This is a genomic window from Sporomusa rhizae (genome assembly GCF_041428845.1).
Lineage (GTDB): Bacteria > Bacillota > Negativicutes > Sporomusales > Sporomusaceae > Sporomusa > Sporomusa rhizae.
This window is the reverse complement of record NZ_CP156925.1, coordinates 1,873,807-1,897,500: the sequence shown is the minus strand read 5'-3', so window position 1 is coordinate 1,897,500 and position 23,694 is coordinate 1,873,807. Positions and strand designations below refer to the sequence as shown.

The window sequence follows — 23,694 nt, the reverse complement described above, 5'->3', positions numbered from 1 at the left end:
TTCAACGCTCACGGGTTCGGTCCTCCACGCATTTTTACCTGCGCTTCAACCTGGACATGGATAGATCACTGCGGTTTCGGGTCTACAATAACTAACTCTCGCCCTATTTAGACTCGCTTTCGCTTCGGCTCCGTGTTTTCCACTTAACCTCGCTAGTTACTGTAACTCGCCGGTTCATTCTTCAATAGGCACGCCGTCGACCACATAAGGGTCTTCGACTGCTTGTAGACATACGGTTTCAGGTTCTCTTTCACTCCCCTCCCGGGGTGCTTTTCACCTTTCCCTCACGGTACTATGCGCTATCGGTCGCCAAGGAGTATTTTGCCTTGGAGGGTGGTCCCCCCTGCTTCCCACAGGGTTCCTCGTGTCCCGTGGTACTCTGGATTCTGACCATTAGGCTCTGTCTTTCGCTTACAGGGCTTTTACCTTCTGCGGCCTACCTTTCCAGGTAGTTCGACTAGACCTGACCTAACTTTTGTCAGTCCTCAACCCCAAAGAGCAAAGCTCTCTGGTTTGGGCTCTTCCCCGTTCGCTCGCCGCTACTTAGGGAATCTCGTTTGATTACTTTTCCTCCGGGTACTTAGATGTTTCAGTTCCCCGGGTGCCCTCCTAGCATTAGCTAGGTGACGGTGCATTACCACCGCCGGGTTCCCCCATTCGGACATTCATGGATCAATGCCTGCTTGCGGCTTCCCATGACTTTTCGCAGCTTACCGCGTCCTTCTTCGGCTCTTGGCGCCTAGGCATCCACCGTATGCCCTTAATAACTTGACTTAGTTACGGCAGTTTATTGCACGTCATCTGCGTCGTTGGTCCTCGAAGTGTTTGCTTACGTACTTACCAGTACGCGCGCGGCTCACTTCTCCGGTCCGCCTAGCAGCTAACGCACACTAAACAGCCTAAGCCGTTACATAGCTTACGTTTTGCCTTCAGTATATCCTAATTGCGCGTAAAGAACTTCTCATATTTATATATGAGGCATTACTTTACTTTTGCTTTCTTCTGTGCAGTTTTCAAGGAACATCGGAACATCTATGTTATCAGATTTACTCGTGTATTTCAACAAGTAAGTTCTGGTAATTTTCGTTCCTGAACCAGCAACTTCCTAATCTCCCAGGCCGTTTCCAGCCAAGTACCTTCGGCGTTTATGGGCTTAACTACTGTGTTCGGTATGGGAACAGGTGGAGCCCCACAGCTATCGTCACTGGATATTTTGGTTTGAAGAAATTTGCATTCCCTCAAAACTAAACAATGTAAGGATTGTGCATCTGCCTGATGTACCGACCTGGAAGTAGTTCAAGCGCTAGCTTGAACGGTTCTCCCTAGAAAGGAGGTGATCCAGCCGCACCTTCCGATACGGCTACCTTGTTACGACTTCACCCCAATCATCGGCCCCACCTTAGACGGCTGGCTCCTTACGGTTACCCCACCGGCTTCGGGTGTTTCCAACTTTCGTGGTGTGACGGGCGGTGTGTACAAGGCCCGGGAACGTATTCACCGCAGTATGCTGACCTGCGATTACTAGCGATTCCGACTTCACGGAGGCGAGTTGCAGCCTCCGATCCGAACTGAGAGCTTGTTTATGCGTTTGGCTTACCTTCGCAGGCTTGCTTCGCTTTGTTTAAGCCCATTGTAGTACGTGTGTAGCCCAGGACATAAGGGGCATGATGACTTGACGTCATCCCCGCCTTCCTCCGCATTGTCTGCGGCAGTCTCCTTTGAGTTCCCACCTTTACGTGCTGGCAACAAAGGATAAGGGTTGCGCTCGTTGCGGGACTTAACCCAACATCTCACGACACGAGCTGACGACAGCCATGCACCACCTGTTTTCGTGTCCCCGTAGGGAGGAACTTATCTCTAAGTTTTTCACTCAATGTCAAGCCCTGGTAAGGTTCTTCGCGTTGCGTCGAATTAAACCACATACTCCACCGCTTGTGCGGGCCCCCGTCAATTCCTTTGAGTTTCAACCTTGCGGCCGTACTCCCCAGGCGGGGTACTTATTGCGTTAACTCCGGCACAGGAGGGGTCGATACCTCCTACACCTAGTACCCATCGTTTACGGCTAGGACTACCGGGGTATCTAATCCCGTTCGCTCCCCTAGCTTTCGCGCCTCAGTGTCAGACACAGTCCAGAAAGTCGCCTTCGCCACTGGTGTTCCTCCCAATATCTACGCATTTCACCGCTACACTGGGAATTCCACTTTCCTCTCCTGCACTCAAGATCCCCAGTTTCCTGCGCCTATACGGGGTTGAGCCCCGCACTTAGACACACGACTTAAGAATCCACCTACACGCCCTTTACGCCCAATAATTCCGGACAACGCTTGCCACCTACGTATTACCGCGGCTGCTGGCACGTAGTTAGCCGTGGCTTCCTCCTTTGGTACCGTCATTACTTTAGATTATTTACCCAAAGCACGTTCGTCCCAAACGACAGAGTTTTACGATCCGAAAACCTTCTTCACTCACGCGGCGTTGCTCCGTCAGACTTTCGTCCATTGCGGAAGATTCCCCACTGCTGCCTCCCGTAGGAGTCTGGGCCGTGTCTCAGTCCCAGTGTGGCCGTTCATCCTCTCAGACCGGCTACTGATCGTCGCCTTGGTGAGCCTTTACCTCACCAACTAGCTAATCAGACGCAGACCCATCTCTAAACGATAGCTTACATGTAGAGGCCATCTTTCTTATCTTTATCATGCGATAAAGATACCACATTCGGTATTAGCACCACTTTCGCGGTGTTGTCCCCATCTTAGAGGCAGGTTATCTACGCGTTACTCACCCGTTCGCCACTAAGTATCCATAAATGAATACTCCGTTCGACTTGCATGTGTTAGGCACGCCGCCAGCGTTCGTCCTGAGCCAGGATCAAACTCTCCATAAAAGTATATTTATGGAGCCTTGATGGCTCATAAAATCAAAAAAGAAATTGTTTTTGTGTGCTCAATGAGCACCGCACATCTGGCTTTTTATGATGCATTACTTACATTGTTCAGTTTTCAGGGAACACTTTTGTTGTTACCGCGTTTTCAGCGGCGACAGTTATTTATGTTATCACGTTTGTTTCATCGTGTCAACATAATCTTGTAATATAATTTTTGGTAGTTCTTTTGGTATATTTTGTCGTGTCTCGCAGCGACTTTTATATAGTAGCATACAATTTCATCGTATGTCAATAAGCTTATTCTTTGTAAAATGAGGAAAATTTATGCCTCCAGAGCATATGCATATGCCTGGAGGCATAACAACTAAATTCCCCTTATTTAACTAGCGGGTTCCAATAATTTCACTGTCACTAATGGCAGCTTGGGCAGCGGCTAATCTTGCAAGCGGCACCCGGTATGGTGAGCAGCTTACAAAGTCTAAACCAATTTCGTGGCAGAAGGCAATCGAATTAGGCTCGCCACCATGCTCACCACAAATTCCGATTTCCATTCCCGGTTTGGTTTGGCGTCCACCTTGGACCGCCATACGCATCAGCTTGCCAACGCCTTTGCGATCCAGCACAACGAACGGATTATCCTTAAGAATTTTGTTGTCAAGATAATCGGCAAGGAACTTACCTTCGGCATCATCTCGACTAAAGCCGAACGTAGTTTGTGTCAAATCGTTGGTTCCGAAAGTAAAGTAATCAATGTATTCAGCAAGTTCGTCTGCCATCATGGCCGCTCGGGGCAGCTCAATCATAGTACCTGCAGAATAATGGAATTTGACGCCGGCAGCAGCCATAACCTCTTCAGCAATTGCATCGATTTTAGGTCTGAAGATTTTCATTTCATTTACATCTATTGTAAGTGGAATTTCTACTTCAGGTAATACCTTATAACCTTCCTTGGTCAATTGTGCTGAGGCGTTAAAAATAGCCCTAATTTGCATTTCATATACTTCAGGGAAGGAAACACCTAAGCGGCAGCCCCGATGTCCCAGCATGGGGTTAAATTCATGCAATGCGCGAACTTTTTTCAATAGCTGAAGCTTTTCCTCAAGGCGGGCAGGATTTTCTCCGGTTATTTTTAGTGTTGTTGTTTCTACAACCAGTTCCTCCTGACTAGGTAAAAATTCGTGCAAAGGAGGATCTAATAGACGAATGCAAACTGGATAGCCTTCCATAGCTTTTAGAATGCCATAAAAATCACCTTGCTGCATAGGCAAAAGATGAGCAAGAGCTTGCTTGCGTGCTTCTAGCGTTTCAGCCAAAATCATCTGCTGTACATAAGGTAAGCGCTCTTGGGCCATAAACATATGCTCGGTTCTGGTCAAACCAATACCCTTTGCGCCAAATTCACGAGCTTTCAGTGCGTCTTCCGGAGTATCTGCATTAGCCCTGACAATTAACCGTTTAGCCTCATCAGCCCATTCTAACAGCGCTTTATATTCTTTTGAGATTTCGGGATCTTTCATCGGCACTTCACCTAAAACGACGCGTCCTGTTCCACCATCAATAGACAGCAACTCACCTTTTTTGATTATAGTGTCGCCGATACTGAACTCTTCTTTTGCATAATCAATGTGGACAACTTCACAGCCACATACACAAGGCTTACCCATTCCCCGGGCAACTACAGCAGCATGGCTGGTCATACCGCCTCTGCTGGTTAGAATTCCCTGCGCCACAACAATACCATGAATATCATCAGGAGTTGTTTCCGTGCGTACCAATAATACCTTTTTGCCTGTCTTGCCAAGGCGCTCGGCTTCGTCGGCATCAAACACCACTTGACCGGAAGCGGCTCCCGGTGATGCCGGCAAACCTTTGGCAATAACATTCAAGGTTGCACTGGTATCAATCTGCCGGTGCAGCAGTTGATCGAGCTGGCCAGGCTCAACCAATAACAGTGCTTGCTGTTTGCTAATTAACCCTTCTTGGGCTAACTCATAAGCAACCCGCACACTGGCTTGCGCCGTCCGTTTACCGTTACGTGTCTGTAGAATGTACAGACGGTTGCGTTCAATAGTAAATTCGATATCTTGCATATTTTTGTAATGAGTTTCAAGCAGTCGGGCAATCCGGACAAACTCTTCATAAAGCACTGGCATCTCGTCTTTAAGCTGAGCGATCGGCCGGGGAGTACGGATACCGGCAACTACGTCTTCGCCTTGCGCATTTGTTAAAAACTCGCCATACAGTACATTTTCACCTGTAGAAGGATTACGGGTAAATGCCACTCCGGTACCGGAGTCATTGCCCATATTACCGAAAACCATGGATTGAATATTAACTGCAGTCCCCAAATCATGGTCTATTTTATTTAAGTTCCGGTATACAATAGCTCTATCGTTATTCCAAGAACGGAATACGGCTTCAATAGCCATATCTAATTGATCGAGCGGATTTTCGGGGAAAGGATTTCCTGTTTTACTTTTTACCAGTTCTTTATAATTGTCAATAATTTTGCGCAGAGATTCGGAAGTAAGCTCCTGATCGAATCTTACGCCCTGAACATCTTTTTGTCTGTGCAGTAGATCCTCAAATTCATACTTAGGAATTTCTAATACAACGTCACCGAACATTTGGATAAAACGACGGTAGGCATCGTAGGCAAATCTGAGATTGTCGGTATTTCTTGCAACTGACTGGACTGTTTCTTCATTAAGACCCAAGTTTAAGATGGTATCCATCATGCCTGGCATAGAAAACATAGCGCCAGAACGAACGGAAACCAGCAGAGGATTTTGTACATCCCCAAACTTTTTACCAGCTTGTTCTTCCACAACAGCTAAATTGCGCTTTACCTCATCCATTAATCCTTCCGGCAGTTTCCGGCCTAAACGGTAATATTCATTGCAAGCCTTAGTAGTAATGGTCATGCCAGGAGGTACCGGCAAACCGATATTGGTCATCTCCGCCAAGTTAGCACCTTTGCCCCCTAACAGAGCCTTCATGTCAGCTTTACCCTCTCTAAACAAATAAACAAATTTGTCCATCTTCTATTACCCCTTTCAATAGTGGTTCAGCGAATTTGCTGTATATAAATTAGTCATTGTTTAACTATAATCATTCAAACTTACACAAACCCAAAGCTACATGGTTAGCTATGACAAACTAAAATAACAACAAATTGCCCTCCTTTATTATTAATATGATATTCTATATGTCGTTATTACGTCATATAGCGTAGCCTATTTATAACATTTATTCAACATAAATTATCATTTTCCTTCTGCAAAATAAAAAAAACTATGGAAAGCATATAGCGTTCCATAGTTTTTGAAATTTAACTTATTCCCATTCAATTGTGGAAGGCGGTTTAGAAGTAATGTCATAAACAATTCGGTTTACGCCTTTAACTTCGTTAACAATTCGCCTTGAAATTGAATCAAGTACTTCGTACGGCAAGCGTACCCAGTCGGCGGTCATACCATCTTCACTTTCAACAATGCGGAGACCGACAGTGTATGCATAGGTTCGTTCATCACCCATGACACCAACACTCTTCATTGCCGGCAACACGGCAAATGACTGCCATATTTTACGGTACAAACCAGCCTTTTTAATTTCCTGATACACGATGGAATCAGCTTCACGAAGAATCTCCAGGCGCTCTTCCGTAATCTCACCAATAATGCGAATGGCTAAGCCCGGGCCGGGGAATGGCTGACGGTAAACAATATCATCGCTTAAACCAAGTTCCTTTCCTAAAGCACGCACTTCATCTTTAAACAGGTCTCTAAGTGGTTCTACAAGTTCAAATTTCATATCTTCGGGCAAACCGCCTACATTGTGGTGGCTTTTGATAACAGCAGCAGTCTCAGTTCCGCTTTCAATAACATCCGGATAGAGAGTGCCCTGGACCAAGTAATCAATTTGCCCCAGTTTAGCCGACTCGGCTTCAAATACGCGAATAAACTCTTCACCAATAAGTTTACGTTTTTGTTCAGGCTCAGTTATGCCGTTTAGCCGGTTCATAAACCGGTCGACAGCATCAGCATAGACTAAATTCATTTTGAAACCGTCACGGAAGGTTTTAACTACTTGCTCGGCTTCCCCTTTACGCAAGAAACCATGATTAACAAAAACGCAGGTCAGTTGGTCGCCAACAGCGCGGTGCACCAGCACGGCAGCAACAGAGGAATCAACACCGCCGCTCAAAGCACACAACACACGCTTATCACCTACTTGAGCTTTGATTTTAGCTACTGCTTGATCGACAAAGGAACCCATATTCCATTCGCCTTTGCAACCGCAGATATCAAACAGGAAGTTTTTCAACATCTTCATACCTTCCGGGGTATGTACAACTTCCGGATGGAATTGAACACCGAAAATGCCCCGGGCAGTATTTTCCATAGCGGCAACCGGAGTACTGTTAGTATGAGCGGTTATCGTAAATCCAGCCGGAGCCTCAGCAATGTAATCGCCATGGCTCATCCACACCTGAGTTTCACCGGAAATTTCGGCAAAAACACCGGTCTTTTGGTCTACCACTAATTTGGTGTTGCCATATTCACGGGAGTCGGCATGGGTTACCTTGCCACCCAAAGTATGGGCTGTAAGCTGCATACCATAGCAAATCCCCAGGACAGGGAGGTTAATTTCAAATACTTGCGGATCGCACTTAGGTGCCTTTTCTCCGTACACACTGGACGGCCCGCCGGAAAATATTATACCTTTGGGAGCCATTTGGCGGATTTTTTCAATACTAATACTAAAAGGTACTATTTCGCAATAAACTCCGCATTCGCGGATTCTTCTGGCAATAAGCTGGCTGTATTGGCCACCAAAATCCATAACTAAAATCATTTCTTGTTTGCCTGACGACATATGTAGATATCCTCCCTTTTATTGTTGCTCTTTGGAATAAGGCTAATTGTATAACAAACTTAGCTTCCGGTAAAGCTTCAGGGCATCCAAAGATTAGTCTTCAAATTGCCCGCTAATCCTCCAAAAACTCTATTTCCCATACGGTTGAGTCTGAGCACGGATTAGTCCCCGGAATATACTTCCTTCAGCAGTGTTTCTTTGCGCAAACTCGCACATTCACAGCCGCTTTTGGCGTTAAGCTTACGGATAGTATTAATAATAATTTTGCTGATAAGCGGAGCGTCGTCAAAAAAAATTTCTTGCAATTGTTGATGTGACCAATCTTTTACTACGCCTTCGCCATAGTTTACCACAAAGTACAGGCCGGCATAGCAAGCGCCAATTTCTCTCGCTAAATATACTTCAGGACACATACTTTGCCCAACAATGTCAGCATGTCCCTTGAGCATAGCGATTTCGGCCGGACTTTCAAAATGGCGGCCATCAGTAACGGCATATACGCCTCTGGTAAATAAGCGTCCCTGATAATGTTCCTTAACAGTATTAATTAAAACTTGTCTAAGTTCAGGACAAACGGCATCCCGCATTACTAACAGATACTTGCCTTCAAGGCCGACATCTTTTCTTACCGACATGTCGATATAATCATGAGGAACAATAAAATCGCGGGGATCTAACAAATGATTTATCGTTCCTACACCGCCTTCGGCAATAATCCGTTTAACACCGGTTTCCCGCATTACCCAAAAAATCTGACGGGAAGCTTCAGCCCGGCTTACTCCGCTGCGCCAGCCATGCATCTTTACTGTTAACACCTGTCTATCATCAACGGTAAATAGACGAAACGGCGGACTCATACCATAGGGAGTTTCAAACTCCAAATCATCAAGTACGAGCTTAACACCGGGATCCTCCACTCCAAACGGAAAGTTGCTGGACAATGTTCCTGAACCGCCAATTACGGCAAAATCAACTTTTAGTAAATTCATTATCAGCACCAAACACTTTCAATATAGTATAGTTAGTATCGCGCTGTGCCGGTATTTTACCGGCGCCGCGGATTATTTCAACCATCTTGTTCACTGACATGTCATAGGCTGTTCCCGCCGCTCGCACCACGTTTTCCTCCAGCATAATGCTGCCCAAGTCATTCGCACCAAAAGCCAGTGTCAGTTGTCCGGTGTTTTGCCCCTGCGTAACCCAGGAGCCCTGCATATGCTCTATGTTGTCAAGATATAATCTTGCCACAGCCAATGTTTTTAAATAATCCCAAGTAGAGGTCTTCTCGCCGCCAAGTTCTGTATTGCCCGGCTGATATGACCATATGATAAAGGCCCGAAATCCACCGGTTTTCTCTTGCAGACGGCGAACTTTGTCCATATGTTCCAGCCGTTCGGCATAGGTCTCACCCATACCAATAACCATAGTCGCGGTAGTCTTAAGTCCAATTCTATGGGCTTCTTCCATCACGGTAAGCCAGTCCCCGGCACTAATCTTCTTAGGGCTAACATGCTGCCGCACACGGTCAACCAAAATTTCAGCGCCACCGCCGGGCAACGAATCAAGTCCGGCTGCCTGAAGGCGCCTTAGCGTTTCGGACACCGAAATCCCAGTCTGTTTGGCAATAAATAAAACTTCCGCCGGTGAAAAAGAATGAATGGTTATCGTAAAATTTTTCTTAATTGTCGTAAGTAAGCTTGTGTAATAATTGATATCTAAAGCAGGATTAAGACCGCCTTGCAGCATTATTTGCGTGCCGCCTGCCGCCACTGTTTCCTGTATTTTATTTAATATAACCGTTTCCGGGAGCACATAAGCATCTTTATGCCCGGCTTTCCGATAAAAAGCACAGAACCGGCACTCGCTCCGGCAAACATTAGTATAGTTAATATTGCGGTCAATAATAAACGTAACAACATTGCCAGGATGCAGCTTGCGCCGCATAGCGTCAGCCGCCTGTCCCAGTTCGATTACATCCCCGATCGTCAATAATTGTGTCCCCTGAGCTATGCTTAATGACCTCATTATCTCACCTCAGCAAACGCTAAATCCGGAATATCGGCAATTAACTTCAATTCGCTGGCAAGTTTGTAATACGTAAGCAAAGCCGCCTGAAAGTCAGGCTCCAGCTCATACTTTAGCAGTTTAAGATAGTCTGTGATCTGTTCTGACGTAAATGGTACTTTTGCTGTTACAGTATCCGCAGCCGCCTCAAGCCTTCCCAGTCCATACTTAAATCCACCGGTAATCTTTTTATACACCATGTGCAGTAAATCCGGGTATTTTAAAGCAAATTCCCGGTTAGCTACCCATACAGCATATACCATACCTTGTCCGGTAAGTTTCTGCCATTCCCGGCCAATATCATAATAGTAATAGCCCAAAAATCGATTATGATAGGCGTACAAGGCATCGTCACCAATAAATAAAGCGGCGTCAGACTGGGCCAAAGCTTCACTCTGTGTAGTAGCAGTACTTGTATAATATTCAGGTGTAACTTGATAGGCCTTATTCATGATAATTTTGAGCAGAACATGCGAGGTAGCCGATTTGGATGTAAGAGCTACGCGAGCATCGTCAAGCTTGGCAATTGGCCGCTTTGACACAAGCAAAATACTTTGTAAGTAACCGTTAGCGCTTATTGATACATCAGGTAAAACTAAAAACTTCTCACTGTGTTTGGCAAAAACAATCGATGATACCGGACTAATATCCAACTGTCCCTCTATTACCATCTTATTCAACATAGCAGGCGGACCTGTCACAATATCGAGACCCTCTCCAAATCCATGAGAAAGACCATACGCCAGCGGCAAACAATTTATGAATTCTATATGTCCTAATCGCACTTCTCCGATAGATGTCATTGACCTACTCCCTGATTTATTGTAATCGGCTGATAGAAGGTGTCCCGTTCTACCGGCCTCAAACCTGTTTCAGCAATAAGCGCAGCAAGTTCCTGCTTGGTGATTCCCTTCTTCGTGACGGCGCCAGCAGCATGAATAATTTTTTCTTCGACAACTGTACCGTCAAGGTCATCTACGCCAAAAGCTAAGGATAGTTGCGTTACGGGAAGAGTTAACATCATCCAAAACGCTTTTATATGGTCAATATTATCAAGAATCAGCCTGGCCATCGCAATCATCTTGAGACCTTCCCATGCAGAAACCCGGCGAATATTATACTTTTTCGCCAACTCTGTGTTTTCCGGATGAAAAGGAAATCCTACATAGGCCTGAAACCCTCCGGTTTCATCCTGAATCTCCCTGATAGTAAATAAATGTTTAAGCCGCTGCTCCAAGGTCTCAATATGACCGTAGAGCATAGTAGCGTTTGTTGGCAACCCTAAACGGTGTGCAGTCTTAATGACGGTTATCCATTCAGCAGTTGTCGCCTTATTAGGGCAAATTTCCCGCCGGATGCTATCATCGAGAATCTCAGCCCCGCCACCAGGCAATGAACCAAGACCCGCCGCTTTAAGCTCAGCCAGTACGGTTTCGATGGTAAGCCCCGCCGTTTTGGCAAAATGAATGATTTCCACCGGTGTAAAGGCCTTAATGCTTACAGCCGGTAATTGCGCCTTGACAGCTTGTATTATATCTAAAAAGTAGCTAAACGGCTTGTCCGGGTGAAGAGCACTCACAATGTGTATTTCAGTAATTTCCGGACAAGTCTCTGCGGCTTGCCGGACCATTTTTTCCACTTTGCTGCGGTCAAGAACAAAAGCGTGTTCCGCCGTGGCATCGCATCCAAATGCACATAATGGACAGCGCGCATGACAGATATTTGTCAGGTTGATATGGCGATTAACGTTGAAATATACATTTTGCCCCGACTTAGTATGTTTTACGCGATTTGCCAGCTCGGCCAACAATAACAGATCGTTTTGCTGGTAAAGCGCCAAAGCTTCAGTAAACTCAATTCGCTCACCGTTTCTGATTTTGTCTGATGCAGTATGAGCAATCGCATTCATGCTGTCTCACTCCAGATAAAATAGCTTTAGCTTAAGATAAACCTTCAGCTAAATTAATGTTCAACATAAGTTTGCCACTTTATGCAATCATATCAGTTTCGCCATGCTTTGAAAAATTCCTGCCATCTATAGAATTTTATTGTAAAGAATACACGGTTTCCACCAAGTCTTTGACGAAAGAGGAAACCGATGCAGCCCATATCTAAGGTATTGAAATAAAAAAGGACTGCTGCACCCCTTAGGATAACCGTGCAGCAATCCCATTTTGTTAGTGACGTTGTATTCCTTTGTCACTATACTTCTCCAATAGCTCGCTTACAGTAACGAAGGAATATCCTTCCGCTTTCATTTTTTCAATTAGAATAGGCAGAGCCTCTGCTGTCTGTACAGGGGTATCTGAAGCGTGCATCAAAATAATGGCTCCCGGCTTGAGACGCTTCATAACCCTATCAACAATTACGTCGCGTCCGGGGTTTTTCCAGTCCAGTGAATCAACATTCCAAATAATAGTTTTATAACCTAATTCGTCAGTAGCCTTTAATGATTTTTGGCTATAATGACCATTAGGCGGGCGCAGCAGACGAGGTTCAACCCCGGTTACCTCTTTAATTTGCGCATGGGCCTTAGTAATATCCTCTTTGACCCATTCAGGACTCATATCACCGTAGTTCTCATGCCGGTAGCCATGGCTGGCAATTTCGTGACCATCTTTCGCTATACGTTGCGCTACTTCCGGAAACTTTGTAGACCATGGCCCCATAATGAAAAAAGTACATTTAATATTGTTTTTTTGTAATGTATCTAAGATGGATGGCGTAAATTTATTGCCCCAGGAATGGTCAAAGGTAAGTGCTACTACCTTTTGGTCTGTACGGGTCCCGGCAATCGCCATCGGACCACCTGAAACGACATCCGCCACCTGTACATACATGGCCGTTATGGCAAACAGACCAATAATACTGAAAAAAACGTTCCGGTGAGATAACAGGCGGCGCAAGCTAATAACCATATATCCCCCTCCCTCCGCAGTTACAGTAGTATGTATGCATCAGGTAAAAGGTTTATGCTACCATCGAGTAGGAAGCTACCCATTAATTGAATAGCCGACCTCTCCCACCACCGTACGTACCGTTCGGTATACGGCGGTTCAATAACTTAACGTAAATGAAATACCTCGTATTTCTTCGCTATATCCATATAGCCTAGGGATTCGAGGTATTTGTCTGTTAGTGTCCTGTGTAGAATGGCACTCCCGGCAATGCGCCAATATCCCAATCTTGTATTGGCATACTCCCACGCTTTGCCTTTATCAAGCCCCAGGCGTTTCAAATTTTCGAATTTCGCTGAGATTGTCTTCCACTGTTTCCATAGGTACATCCTCAGCCTGCGGCGTATCCATTGATTTAGCTCCTGCATTTTACTGCGCATATCTCCTATGGCGTAATAGTTCAGCCATCCATTCGTATACTCTTTCAATTCTCGCAATATGTCCTTAATTGACCGACCGCGACTACGAACAGTTATTTTCTTTACTTTTTGCTTGAATCTTTCAATGACCTTTCCATGGGGACGTATCCCCACTTTGCCTACTACTTTATGCAGGGAGAAGCCTAGGAATTTCTCGCGCAGTGGACTGCCTGCCCGGCTTTTCTTACGGTTCACTGTTAGTTTCAGTTTCCCTTCCAGATACCGGATACTGCTTTCCATTACTCGCTTGGACGCTCTTGGCGTTTTCACATAGATGTTACAGTCATCCGCATATCTGACGAACTTATGCCCTTTGCTCTCTAGCAGTTTGTCAAATTTCGTCAGATAGATATTCGATAGCAGTGGCGACAGGTTGCCTCCCTGCGGTGTTCCCGACACAGTTGGACTTACTAAGCCGCCTTCCATGACTCCACTTTTTAAATATTTTCGAATGAGCTTAATTACTCGTTCATCTTTTATTTCTTCGCGTAACATATTTATGAGTATGTCGTGGTTCACCGTATCAAAATACTGCGCCAAATCGAGGTCTACTATTTTACTGTAGCCTGCTTCATAATAGCTTTTCGCCTTCTTTATGGCTTGGTGCGCATTTCTACCGGGGCGGAATCCATAGCTGTTTTCGGAGAATGTCTTTTCAAAGATTGGCTCTAATATCTGCGCTATCGCTTGCTGGACTAACCTGTCTAATATCGTGGGTATGCCAAGCTTTCTTTTGCCGCCATCTGGCTTGGGGATTTCTACCCGTCTTACCGGCTGGGGCTTATATGTTCCGTTTTTCAGCGTTTCGATGAATCTTTTCTTGTTTTCCTTTAGCCACTCCAGCATCTCGCCTACTTCCATGTCGTCTATTCCGGCAGCTCCTTTCTTGCTCTTTACGCGAAAATAGGCTGCATTGAGATTAGCGGGACTTAGGATTTGTTCTAACAGATTTACGCAATTCTTTGTTACAGGCTCCAATGCCGCCATGCTCCGCGCTCCCTTGTTACTCTCTGTTTCCAACATACCCTCGCAAGGGCAGCCCATTTTATTGGTTTTCTGCTCTCTTAACATGACTTCACCTTCCTCTGTTCAAGAACTTTGTTATTGTTCGGCCCTTCCTGAAAAAAAAAAGTCTTCCAGTACTATGGCCTCTGCTGATTTCTCACGATAAATCTTATTTCAACCATGCTTCAAAAAAAAGTTATCTCTGCATGTCCGTGAGACCTCCCCGGGTAAGGACGCAGTCTTTCTCTCCACCTATCTGCCACATTTACAGGATTGGCCTCGAATAGTTTTGGGCTTTAGTTTGTCACGCAACCTCACCCAGCCTCTTCCTGCCTTCTATGTGATTTCTGTTCGTCAGACCAGAGATTTGCCGCCAGCTTCCTTCAGATTCCACCTCACGATGGACACCCTTGCTCTTGGCTATGCGCTTGGCACTATTAACCCGCGCTCAGGACTTCCACCTATTAGACTGCGCCCATGCCGGGCGCACGTGAACAAAAAGAACCCCTCTTCCGTTTACGAAGAGGGGTTCTGAGTTGCAATTCATGATTTTCGGTAACAAATTGGTAGCATTAGCAGATTAAGCACACCTAAAACCCTGTCAAATCAGTGGGTTTCAGTATGTAGCCTTACATCATGCCCATACCGCCCATGCCACCCATACCGCCCATGCCGCCCATAGCAGCTGCAGCAGCGCCAGCGTCCTTTTCAGGCTTGTCAGCAACAAGGGTTTCAGTGGTAAGAACCATAGCTGCGATGCTAGCAGCGTTTTGTAGCGCTGAACGAGTAACTTTAGCCGGGTCAACAATACCAGCGGCAATCATGTCAACATATTCTTCGCTCAGAGCGTTGAAGCCTTTACCTTTGCCGGCTTTCTTAACGTTTTCAACAACAACGGAACCTTCGAGACCAGCGTTGTTAGCGATTTGACGAACTGGTTCTTCGATAGCACGTTTTACAATCTCAACGCCAGTTTGCTCGTCGCCGGTAAGTTTAATGCTGTCAAGGCTTGCTTGAATGTCAATGAAGGTGGTGCCGCCGCCAGCGACGATGCCTTCTTCAACAGCAGCGCGGGTTGCGTTAAGAGCATCTTCAATGCGCAGTTTCTTCTCTTTAAGTTCAACTTCGGTAGCAGCGCCTACTTGAATAACGGCTACGCCGCCAGCAAGTTTAGCCAGACGCTCTTGAAGCTTTTCTTTATCAAAATCAGAAGTGGTTTCTTCAATTTGTGCGCGGATTTGGTTAACACGCTTTTTGATTTCTTCCACTACACCACTGCCGTCAACAATAGTGGTTTCTTCTTTCGATACACGAACTTGACGGGCACGACCAAGATCTTCCATGGTTACACTGTCAAGCTTGCGACCGAGTTCCTCGGTGATAACAGCGCCGCCAGTAATGATAGCGATGTCTTCCAGCATAGCTTTTCTGCGATCGCCAAAACCAGGAGATTTAACAGCAACAGCGCGGAATGTGCCGCGAAGTTTGTTTACAACGAGAGTAGCAAGTGCTTCGCCTTCTACGTCTTCAGCAATGATTAAGAGTTCTTTGCCTTGTTGAACTACTTTTTCTAATACAGGCAGTAAGTCGGCAATGGCGCCAATCTTACGGTCGGTAATAAGAATGTAAGGATCGTTTAAAACAGCTTCCATTTTGTCGGCATCAGTAATCATGTAAGGGGAGATGTAGCCACGGTCAAATTGCATACCTTCTACAACATCCAAATCAGTACCCATGGTTTTGGACTCTTCCACAGTGATAACACCGTCTTTGCCCACTTTTTCCATAGCTTCAGCGATTAAAGAGCCAATTTCTTCATCAGCAGCCGAGATAGAAGCAACCTGAGCAATAGCGTCCTTGGTTTCAACTTTCTTGGAGCTTTTCTTAATTTCGTCAACAAGTACGTTTACAGCTTGTTGAATACCTTTTTTGATGATCATCGGGTTAGCGCCGGCAGCTACGTTTTTCATGCCTTCGCGAATCATAGCTTGAGCAAGTAAAGTAGCGGTGGTAGTACCGTCACCAGCAACATCGTTGGTTTTGGTAGCAACTTCTTTAACAAGCTGAGCACCCATATTTTCAAACGGATCTTCTAACTCAATATCACGAGCGATGGTTACACCGTCGTTAGTGATAGCTGGAGCGCCAAATTTCTTATCAAGAACAACGTTCCGGCCTTTAGGTCCTAAAGTAACTTTAACAGCGTTAGCAAGCGCATTTACGCCTTTTTCGAGCGCGCGGCGTGCATCTTCGTCAAACAAAATTTGTTTAGCCATTTATGTATTACCTACCTTTCGCTTTATAATATAATTAGGCTAATTATTCAATTATAGCCAGGATGTCTCTTTCATTAATGATGAGGTACTCTTTGCCTTCAACTTTAACTTCAGTGCCAGCGTACTTGGAGAAAATAATTTTGTCGCCAACCTTAACGTCTAAAGCAACCTTTTGGCCATTTTCCAGAGTTCTGCCTGTACCTACAGCCACAACCTTACCTTCTTGCGGCTTCTCCTTAACAGTGTCCGGAAGAACAATACCGCTTTTGGTAACTTCCTCCTTTGCCAAAGCTTCAATAACTACTCTGTCGCCTAATGGCTTAATCATGAAAAGAACCTCCCTTTATAGTGTGTTATATAGTTAACTTTTTTGTTAGCACTCACTAGAGTTGAGTGCTAATTCCATAATTTATAATATAAAATTTACTCAAAAAAATCAAGTGTATTTAAGCAAAAACCAGAAATTTTTTTTAAAAGCTGTTAGAAAAATCAAGGCAGAGACCTTACTGGCCTCTGCCCCGACAGAAAATACCTTTATTATCGTTTACGGGTGGCTGATTCAACAATTGCTGCAGCCACTTCCCGGATTGATTTCCGCTTACTCATACTATACTGCTGAATACGCCGGTATGCTTCATTCTCAGTCAAGCTATACGCATCCATCAAAATACCTTTAGCCCTGTCAAGAATCTTTCTGGTTTCAAGCGAATTTTTAACCTCTTCCAGTTCCCGTTCTAACTCGGCAAACTCCTGAAACCTGGATAAAGCAATCTCCATTGCTGGAAATAGATTAGCCTCTTTAACTGGTTTGACTAAATAAGCCAATACCCCTGAATCTTTGGCCTTTTCCACAATTTCTTTCTGGCTGAAAGCAGTCAATAACAATACTGGTGCCAACTTCTCATTAGAAATGATTTTCGCAGCCGTAATTCCATCCATTTCAGGCATCTTGATATCCATTATAACAAGGTCAGGATGAAATTTACGGGCTAATTCAACGGCTTTAACACCATCCGCAGCTTCTCCTACTACGGTATGACCGGCTTCTTCTAAAAGTTCCTTCAGATCCATTCTGATAATTGATTCATTATCGGCTATCACTATCCGCAAAGCGTCCATGCTATTCCTCCTTCGCCTCTTTAGAGCCTTCCAACTGCCGGGGAATTGTAACAAAAGCATGGGTTCCGGCACGGGAAAACAGGCGGAACTCCCCCCCAAGATCGTTCTCTATCAATGTCCGGACAATCTGCAAGCCCAGACTACTGGTATTTGGGAGACTAAAATCTTCAGGAAGGCCGATACCGTTATCATAGATATCTATCTGATAACTTTCCGGTGTTGTTGTGATGTCTACGCCAATAAGACCTTCTTTGCGTCCAACAAAACCGTGTTCAATAGAGTTTTGAATTAGCTCGTTGATAACCAAAGCCAAACTGCTGGCCTGCTCAGAGGGTAATATTACCGTCTGTCCATTAAGTACTGTTTCAATATTAAAATCAGGCTCAAGCATATTCTGGATAACTAAATCAAGAATATTTTTGGTAACTTCCGCCACATCGATAAATTCTCTGTCTTGCTGGGATAAAAATTCATGCACTACAGATATACTTAAAATCCGGTTTACACTTTCTCTAAGTGCCGCTTTTACATCTGGCGTTTTGGTACGTCTTGCTTGCAGCCGCAGCAGGCTGGCAATCGTCTGCAGATTATTTTTTACCCGGTGGTGAATTTCTTGAATAACTGCTGATTTTACCAACAACTCTTTTTCTTTTTTTCTAATCTCTGTAACATCGCCAATAATAAATATGGTGCGTATCACCGAACCATTGGAAAAAACCGGGATAGCCCTTTGCACCAGAATCAAATTGCCTGCTTCCATTTCTCTTTCCTGTGGCTGTCCGGTAGAATAAGCGTGCTGCGCAAGTTTCATATTGACTTGACGATCAGATACCCTCCTGCCAATAATCCGGTTAGCACCTAGCAATTTATAAATGCCAACGGCTGACGGATTGGCAAAGGCGATATGACCACGTTCGTCAATTACAACAATGCCATCACGAGTACCTAGCGGCCGGTAAACTGATCGGCTCATAGGCTCGCTGCTGGCAGCAGCCATTGTCAAGAGCATATAAGCCGTGGCAATCAACATGCTGTGACCATCAGCACTTGCTTCTTGGCTGTTTGTCTCAAAACTAGCTGCAGCGATGATAACACCAGATACATCTCTGATAGGAAAAACCTGCATTTCAAGCGCTTCCATGCCAAGCGCCCACTCACGTTGCCCGGCAATGGTTACACCTGAAACCAAGGTCCGCCACACCAGTGGTTCTTCGCTGGCCTGGACAGTAGTTCCCAAAATATTGGGTTTAACTTCAATGTAACTGGTATTAGGCTTAACTTGAGCCACAAGAACCAGGAAATTCTCGTTACGGGCAGGAGCATATAATGTCACCTGGGCATGAGCAAGATCAGCAGCCAATCCTAATACATTTGTTACATTATCAATTATCTGCGTTTGATTCGAGGTCAATGCTGTGATTTTCCGGCAAATATCTGCAGCCACACCCATTAAATAGTACCTCCTGTCCCAAAGAAACAAGCCAAGCTGCTAATCTTTATGTATTCAACTGTAACCCGAAAAATTCCTTGTTATCTGGTCTCAATTTAATAAAGTTACTGATATGTAACTTTACCCACATCCATATAACAAGTTATCCCCCACGTTATCCACAATATCCACAGAGTTATTCACAGTTACGCTGTCGATTTATTAGCGATTCTCGCAACATAATTGCAACTTACCCACATTATCCACAATTGTCGTTTTATTTTTGTCCACAACTATCTGATACCTAATTTGAGCGACGGTACTGCATTAAGGTTAAGGTCGGCAAAATCACCAATTAAATATTGATAATAAGCACGGCAGGCTATCATTGCTGCATTGTCAGTACATAGCACCGGCGGCGGATAGAAAAGGGCAAAATCCTGCTTTTCGGCCGCACTTGCCAATTCAGCCTGTAGTGACGAATTAGCTGCCACTCCGCCGGCCAGAACAATTTTATTAACGCCGACAAATTCAGCAGCAGCTATAGCTTTTTTAACCAATACATCAACAACAGCTGCCTGAAAACTAGCAGCAACATCTGCTATATTTACTATCTCGCCACGTTGAGAAGCACTGTTTAAATAATTTAACACTGCCGATTTAAGTCCGCTGAAGCTAAACGCAAACTTATTTTCCCCATTTGGGCTGGCAAAAGCCCGCGGAAATGCAATTGCCTCCGGATTACCTTGTTTGGCGGCATTATCAATATGCGGCCCGCCAGGGTAAGGAAAATTCATAACCCGGGCAATTTTATCAAAGGCTTCACCGGCGGCGTCATCCCGGGTTTGTCCTAATAATACAAGTTCGTTGTAATCTTTGACATGAATGAGCGATGTATGCCCCCCCGAAACTACCAAAGCTACAAAAGGTGGCTTAAGCTCACGATGCGCGAGGAAATTGGCAAAAATGTGGCCTTCCAAATGATTTACGCCAATCAGCGGTTTGTTAAGTGCAAAAGCCAGTGTTTTAGCTGTAGCAACACCCACAAGCAATGCTCCAACTAATCCCGGGCCATAGGTAACACCAATAGCATCAACATCGTTCAGCGTAGTGCCAGCCTCTCTTAAGGCTTGATCAATTACCGGAATAACATTTTCAATATGCTTCCGGGATGCAATTTCCGGTACAACACCACCAAATTTTTGGTGGGTTGGAACTTGCGAAGAAATAATATTGGCTAAGATTGTACGTCCGTTAGCAACAACGGCAGCCGAAGTTTCATCACAACTTGTTTCTAAAGCCAAGGTCAAACTTTGAGACATACCTATAGACCTCCATCAAATATCTGCTAATTATTACATGCTCGAAAAATGTATTTTAATCATGAAAGTAAGCCAAATTAAAATCAAGGACAGCAACACACAGTCCGGGAAAGGAGGTGCGAAATATGGCACGCTCGAATAAACCTGTTAATCCTGGATCTGAAAACGCACTTGACCGTATGAAAATGGAAGTAGCTAACGAATTAGGAATTTCCGAGCGCGTTCGTAGCCAAGGTTGGGCTACTATGACTTCTGCCGACTGCGGTCGTGTAGGTGGTCATATGGTTCGTAAAATGATCGAGCAGTATGAATCTACTCTCCAATAAATTGTAAAGCATGGGGCGGCTCTAAGCCGCCCCTCTGCTTTTGTCACCCTTTTGCGAACTGCCGCATATTGTATTTTAACACAATCACCCTTTGGAGCTGCGAATTTTTCACGCGGCTCCTTTTTTTCTCCGAAACTCGTTATAAACGCCCATCTACTTCTTTGCTCTTGCGGGCGTTCCCTCCGAAGTACTTCCCAGTACATCTACGGGATCGTCCTCATCGCGCATCGTAGCTGGACATTTCTAACGAGTTTCGGGCTGGGAGGCTTTTCCAGAGCTTTTTTTAAAGAGAGATTATAAAAAATTTATTTTTTATAAATTATCTAACCACATTATTATGGCGTCTTCACCTAGTTCGGCGTAGTAGTTGGGGCGGATGCCTCGCTCAACGAAGCCGCGTTTTGAATATAGCTTTCTTGCGGCGGTGTTTGAGGGGCGAACTTCCAGCGTCATACTGGCTGCCCCTAATAGTTTTGCATTAACAATCATGTGCTCCAATAAGAGCGTACCCAAACCCTTGCCATGGTACTCGGGATCAAGGGCAATGTTAGTGACATGAGCTTCATCAATTACGCGCCAAAAGCCGGCGTATCCTACAACCTTATCGCCATCGACAAGCACCAGGTAATGCGCTAGATCATTGTTGCCGACCTCTTCTTCAAAGGCAGCACGCGACCAAGGCGTAGAAAATGCTTTATTTTCCACTACCAGCACAGCATCAATGTCCGTAGATTGCATGCGCCTGATACTTATCGCATTCATTACCGGCACTCCCGGGATTGCCGCCGTTCCCACAACTCTTCGGCCTCTGAACGTCTAATATATAACGGTTCCAGAGTAGCTACGTCATGCCGCACCCCTTGTGCATACATCTGTTCTGCCAAAACAGCTACGCTGCCGGCACGCGGCATAACTGCGTGTGGCGGTGCCGGATACATAATAGTTTCTTTATACATAACTGCAGCTTCTCCCAGCATTAAAACAGGCCGTTGCTGCCGGCTAAGTTCGTTCTGAGCCTCATCAAACCCCACTACTCGCGGCGGTTCAATTTCTGTAACTGTACCGTCTTGCCATTCATATAAGCCCAGATAAACATTTCCCTTTTGGGCATCGAGCATAGGCGCCAGAAGCACGCCCGGCGCCGGGCAGGCAAAGGCCAAAGCTGCCAAAGTGGGTACACCAATTATTGGAATCTGAAGTGCATAAGATAAAGCTTTGGCAGTAGCCAAGCCAATTCTAAGACCGGTGAAAGAACCCGGACCAATACTTACGGCAACCGCCTTAAGGCTGCTCTGTGACATTTCAGCCATTGATAAAAGGCTGGCTATGTGCGGCATAAGCTTTTCAGAATGGGTTTTCCGGGTCTGAATAGTAAGTTCAGCCACCAGCGTATCGCTAGTGGCAATGGCCACGCTAGACACAAGGGTGGCTGTATCGATAGCAAGAATGGGCAATCTGTTTCAACTCCTCACAAAACTCTGTATACCGCGAACCATCAGCCTTAGCATGAATAACCCGTTCATTTGCAGTCTCGCCATATTTGATGGTAATCCATAGGCGATTCTCGGGCAAAAACTCGGCAAACTTCTCCGGCCACTCTATAATCGCTACTCCATTGGCTTCCACGTAATGGTCAAAACCAATATCCGCAAGTTCAGACGGGTGTTCCAGACGGTATAAATCAAAATGATATATAGAAAGTTCCTGACCCTTCTCGGTCATTCCCTCATAAACATTGAGTACAGTAAAAGTAGGACTGGTAGCCGCTTCAACTACCTTGAGTCCATTTGCTATTCCCTGGCTTAACAGAGTCTTACCTGTGCCAAGATTGCCGGACAAGCATAAAACATCCCCGGCTTTCAGTAACTTAGCTAGATTTTGTCCAAATGCATATGTTTCTTCTTCAGATGACGTTTTGAATACTAACATACCTGTTATTCCTCCTGGTGAAAATGGTTGTAACCCCGCGCTTCCAGTCTTTGAACATTTCCTTCTTCATCAACAAGCGTTACCCCTTGGTCTGCAGTAACTACTTCCCCCACCTTGAACCAAGAAAAATTCTCTTGTGAGGCTGTCAGAATCTCAAACTGGTGCGGCTCCATAGTGAATACCAGTTGAAAATCCTCTCCGCCATACAAAGCATAATCCAGCGCCGGCTTGTCCATCACCTTAGCCGCCTCTTTTAATTCATTTCTCATAGGAATCTCTTCAGCGTACAATCGTATACCCACATTACTGGCTTTGGCAATCTCATGTACCTCACTCGCCAGCCCGTCGCTAATATCATCCATACTGGTGGCACCATTACTACCCAATAGTTGGCCTGCGCTAACCTGCGGCCTGGGTGTTAAATGAGCCGTAACTAACGGCCACGCAAAATCATAGTCTTCCCATTCTCCTGCGCCAAGCAAAGCCAGACCAGCTGCTGAATCACCAAGAAAGCCAGTCACTGCAACAATATCTCCCGGCTTTGCGCCTGAACGGCGAACCAAATTAGCAGGCTCAACCTCACCAGCAACAGTCACATTGATAACAATGCCGTGTGGATTAGAAACAGTATCTCCGCCAACAATATTAACACCAAATTCGTGGCAAATTTCTTTCATACCCTGATATAAATTTACGACAAATTCCGCCGGCGTGGATTTGGGTAAAGCCAGAGACACTACCGCATGACGGGGAGCCCCACCCATAGCGGCTATATCACTTACATTAACGGCAATGGCTTTGTACCCAAGCTGCCAAGGAGTTGTCGTTGTCAAATCAAAATGTACTGATTCCACTAACATATCTGTCGTCAATAATTGCAATTGTCGGGGGGCGGGCAAAAGCACGGCAGCATCGTCACCAATACCAACAATCACATTGCCATGATTATTAATAGTATCTTGTTTAATTAAATCTATTAGACCGAACTCTCCCAACTCACTAAGCTCATTCATTAAAATACCACCCTCTAAGGCTGCATAATGTTTCTAATAAAGTAGACTTAGCTTCCGATGGGGTTTTAAGCCCATC

18 protein-coding genes and 3 rRNA genes (1 of these 21 only partly in view) are annotated in these 23,694 nt (G+C 45.2%); 1 reads left to right on the top strand and 20 read right to left on the bottom strand.

The features are described from left to right. The 16 genes from SRRS_RS08450 to tsaD all read right to left on the bottom strand — a co-directional run. A 23S ribosomal RNA gene (locus tag SRRS_RS08450) occupies window positions 1–774 on the bottom strand; it reaches 2,141 nt to the left of the window's first position. 318 nt (window positions 775–1,092) lie between these two features. After that, window positions 1,093–1,209 (bottom strand): 5S ribosomal RNA (rrf, locus tag SRRS_RS08445). 117 nt (window positions 1,210–1,326) lie between these two features. After that, window positions 1,327–2,881: ribosomal RNA gene (locus SRRS_RS08440) — 16S ribosomal RNA — on the bottom strand. Together the 16S, 23S and 5S rRNA genes form the textbook arrangement of a ribosomal RNA operon. A gap of 383 nt (window positions 2,882–3,264) precedes the next feature. Beyond that, a complete protein-coding gene (ppdK, locus tag SRRS_RS08435) occupies window positions 3,265–5,922 on the bottom strand; it encodes a pyruvate, phosphate dikinase (protein WP_371367955.1) in 2,658 nt (885 codons plus the stop codon). Between the two features lie 295 nt (window positions 5,923–6,217). Continuing rightward, on the bottom strand, window positions 6,218–7,759 hold the full coding sequence (guaA, locus tag SRRS_RS08430) for a glutamine-hydrolyzing GMP synthase (RefSeq protein ID WP_371367953.1): 1,542 nt from the start codon (window positions 7,757–7,759) through the stop codon (window positions 6,218–6,220). Window positions 7,760–7,920: 161 nt separating this feature from the next. Then, window positions 7,921–8,748, bottom strand: coding sequence for an MTAP family purine nucleoside phosphorylase (locus SRRS_RS08425; protein WP_371367951.1), 828 nt, complete (start codon window positions 8,746–8,748; stop codon window positions 7,921–7,923). Then, window positions 8,729–9,784: a cyclic dehypoxanthinyl futalosine synthase gene (gene mqnC, locus SRRS_RS08420; protein ID WP_371367949.1), complete on the bottom strand. Its 1,056-nt coding sequence runs from the start codon at window positions 9,782–9,784 to the stop codon at window positions 8,729–8,731. Before mqnC ends, SRRS_RS08425 begins: the two co-directional genes overlap by 20 nt. Further along, window positions 9,784–10,626: a menaquinone biosynthetic enzyme MqnA/MqnD family protein gene (locus SRRS_RS08415; protein WP_371367947.1), complete on the bottom strand. Its 843-nt coding sequence runs from the start codon at window positions 10,624–10,626 to the stop codon at window positions 9,784–9,786. Before SRRS_RS08415 ends, mqnC begins: the two co-directional genes overlap by 1 nt. Continuing rightward, window positions 10,623–11,732, bottom strand: coding sequence for an aminofutalosine synthase MqnE (mqnE, locus tag SRRS_RS08410; protein WP_371367945.1), 1,110 nt, complete (start codon window positions 11,730–11,732; stop codon window positions 10,623–10,625). Before mqnE ends, SRRS_RS08415 begins: the two co-directional genes overlap by 4 nt. A 268-nt stretch (window positions 11,733–12,000) precedes the next feature. Further along, window positions 12,001–12,741 (bottom strand): polysaccharide deacetylase family sporulation protein PdaB, encoded by a 741-nt coding sequence (gene pdaB / locus SRRS_RS08405; protein WP_371367944.1) that lies wholly within the window; start codon window positions 12,739–12,741, stop codon window positions 12,001–12,003. Window positions 12,742–12,887: 146 nt separating this feature from the next. Continuing rightward, window positions 12,888–14,270 carry a group II intron reverse transcriptase/maturase gene (gene ltrA, locus SRRS_RS08400; protein WP_371367942.1) on the bottom strand — a complete coding sequence of 461 codons (1,383 nt, stop codon included), beginning with the start codon at window positions 14,268–14,270 and terminating at the stop codon, window positions 12,888–12,890. Between the two features lie 563 nt (window positions 14,271–14,833). Continuing rightward, window positions 14,834–16,480 carry a chaperonin GroEL gene (groL, locus tag SRRS_RS08395; protein ID WP_371367940.1) on the bottom strand — a complete coding sequence of 549 codons (1,647 nt, stop codon included), beginning with the start codon at window positions 16,478–16,480 and terminating at the stop codon, window positions 14,834–14,836. Window positions 16,481–16,523: 43 nt separating this feature from the next. Beyond that, window positions 16,524–16,808: a co-chaperone GroES gene (gene groES, locus SRRS_RS08390; RefSeq protein ID WP_371367938.1), complete on the bottom strand. Its 285-nt coding sequence runs from the start codon at window positions 16,806–16,808 to the stop codon at window positions 16,524–16,526. Window positions 16,809–17,017: 209 nt separating this feature from the next. Next, a complete protein-coding gene (locus tag SRRS_RS08385; RefSeq protein WP_371367936.1) occupies window positions 17,018–17,599 on the bottom strand; it encodes an ANTAR domain-containing response regulator in 582 nt (193 codons plus the stop codon). A 1-nt stretch (window position 17,600) separates the two neighbouring features. Continuing rightward, window positions 17,601–19,049: a sensor histidine kinase gene (locus tag SRRS_RS08380; RefSeq protein WP_371367934.1), complete on the bottom strand. Its 1,449-nt coding sequence runs from the start codon at window positions 19,047–19,049 to the stop codon at window positions 17,601–17,603. A gap of 272 nt (window positions 19,050–19,321) precedes the next feature. Next, window positions 19,322–20,350 carry a tRNA (adenosine(37)-N6)-threonylcarbamoyltransferase complex transferase subunit TsaD gene (gene tsaD / locus SRRS_RS08375; RefSeq protein ID WP_371367932.1) on the bottom strand — a complete coding sequence of 343 codons (1,029 nt, stop codon included), beginning with the start codon at window positions 20,348–20,350 and terminating at the stop codon, window positions 19,322–19,324. 125 nt (window positions 20,351–20,475) lie between these two features. On the opposite strand from tsaD, the gene SRRS_RS08370 reads away from it, so the two are divergent. Further along, window positions 20,476–20,676 (top strand): small, acid-soluble spore protein, alpha/beta type, encoded by a 201-nt coding sequence (locus SRRS_RS08370; protein ID WP_371367930.1) that lies wholly within the window; start codon window positions 20,476–20,478, stop codon window positions 20,674–20,676. A gap of 312 nt (window positions 20,677–20,988) precedes the next feature. Here the strand turns inward: SRRS_RS08370 and rimI are convergent, their stop codons facing one another. Genes rimI through thiL form a run of 4 tightly spaced genes read right to left on the bottom strand, consistent with a single transcriptional unit; the run spans window position 20,989 to window position 23,618 of the window. Further along, window positions 20,989–21,438 carry a ribosomal protein S18-alanine N-acetyltransferase gene (gene rimI / locus SRRS_RS08365; protein WP_371367929.1) on the bottom strand — a complete coding sequence of 150 codons (450 nt, stop codon included), beginning with the start codon at window positions 21,436–21,438 and terminating at the stop codon, window positions 20,989–20,991. Beyond that, window positions 21,438–22,130 carry a tRNA (adenosine(37)-N6)-threonylcarbamoyltransferase complex dimerization subunit type 1 TsaB gene (gene tsaB / locus SRRS_RS08360; RefSeq protein WP_371367927.1) on the bottom strand — a complete coding sequence of 231 codons (693 nt, stop codon included), beginning with the start codon at window positions 22,128–22,130 and terminating at the stop codon, window positions 21,438–21,440. The genes rimI and tsaB overlap by 1 nt, the downstream gene beginning before the upstream one ends. Then, window positions 22,090–22,605: a tRNA (adenosine(37)-N6)-threonylcarbamoyltransferase complex ATPase subunit type 1 TsaE gene (gene tsaE, locus SRRS_RS08355; protein WP_371367925.1), complete on the bottom strand. Its 516-nt coding sequence runs from the start codon at window positions 22,603–22,605 to the stop codon at window positions 22,090–22,092. Before tsaE ends, tsaB begins: the two co-directional genes overlap by 41 nt. 5 nt (window positions 22,606–22,610) lie before the next feature. Beyond that, window positions 22,611–23,618 carry a thiamine-phosphate kinase gene (gene thiL / locus SRRS_RS08350; protein WP_371367923.1) on the bottom strand — a complete coding sequence of 336 codons (1,008 nt, stop codon included), beginning with the start codon at window positions 23,616–23,618 and terminating at the stop codon, window positions 22,611–22,613. Window positions 23,619–23,694 lie beyond the last annotated feature (76 nt).